1 protein-coding gene and 1 pseudogene are annotated in these 1,122 nt (G+C 39.9%); both read left to right on the top strand.

What is annotated here, in order from left to right:
• Positions 1-280, top strand: a pseudogene (locus tag FJR11_RS23000) (hypothetical protein); the annotation flags it as partial.
• Between the two features lie 397 nt (positions 281-677).
• On the top strand, positions 678-1,122 hold a 445-nt coding region (locus tag FJR11_RS23820), incomplete at its 3' end, for an alpha/beta fold hydrolase (RefSeq protein WP_168507969.1).

Raw genomic sequence — 1,122 nt, 5'->3', positions numbered from 1 at the left:
ATTAAAGGTTGGGTCTAATACAGCTAGTTGTCGTCCACCCTTTTATGATGTAGGAATCAAAGATTTTACACTACAAGACACCAACAAAGATAAACGCGCTGATCTGGTTGTAAAAGTCACAGAAGCCAGAGAATCCAAAGGTGTTACCAGAAGCAGTGATGACCAGTGTGAACCACGACTATCTGAGTCTAAATTACATGAACTAACATTTTTGTACAATGGTCAATCTTTCCGGGGTACTCCGGCTACTGCTAAGTTAATCAAACGATTAGAACCATAGTTACAGCACAGTCTTTAAAATTAGCGCACAGGAGAGCATTGACAGGTGAAAAATATTCTAAGCGGGGAATCTATGAATGTATTTTTAGACGACTTAAACAGAAAAGCAATGAACCGTAAGATTAGAAGGGTCATAAAAATATTTATGCTCTCCAAAGGGATTACTTTTATCCAATTTGTTAAGCACAAATTAGGTTAAATAAAGTTAGGTGCTATGATGACCGTTAACGCAGTGTTCCATCATAGAGGAAGAACTTGTACAGTTTAGAGTGATAGCTCCAGGACATGAAACTTTATTAGGTAGTCTTCTATCTAATGCTTTTTCTAGTTATCCTGAACCTGAATTAAAGCGTATTTGAAACTCTATTTTAATAATATCAATCTGGCAGGTAATAAACATGGCTTCGGTAACTCATCGTTTTATCAAAACCAACAACATTCAGATGCACATTGCCGAACAAGGGCAGGGTAAACTAGTCATCTTATGTCATGGTTTTCCGGAAAGTTGGTATTCTTGGCGACATCAGTTATCTGCATTAGCTGAAGCAGGATTTCATGTGGTAGCACCAGATCAGCGTGGATATGGACAGACAGACAGACCAGCAGCCATTGAAGATTACAATATTTTTGAGTTGGTGGGTGATATTGTTGGTTTAGTCAATGCTTTAGGTGAAGAACAAGCATTTATCGTTGGACATGATTGGGGTGCAGTTGTGGCCTGGTATTGTGCCTTGCTCCGTCCAGATATTTTTCGCTCTCTCACCCTGGTAGAGTCGAGGGGGAATATTATTTCCCGCCCCTCTCTGTTAAATCTGGGCGTGCAGCTTTCACTGCACCCAGCTT

This window comes from Anabaena sp. UHCC 0187, from assembly GCF_009712035.1.
Lineage (GTDB): Bacteria > Cyanobacteriota > Cyanobacteriia > Cyanobacteriales > Nostocaceae > Dolichospermum.
This window is presented reverse-complemented; position numbering and strand designations above follow the sequence as displayed.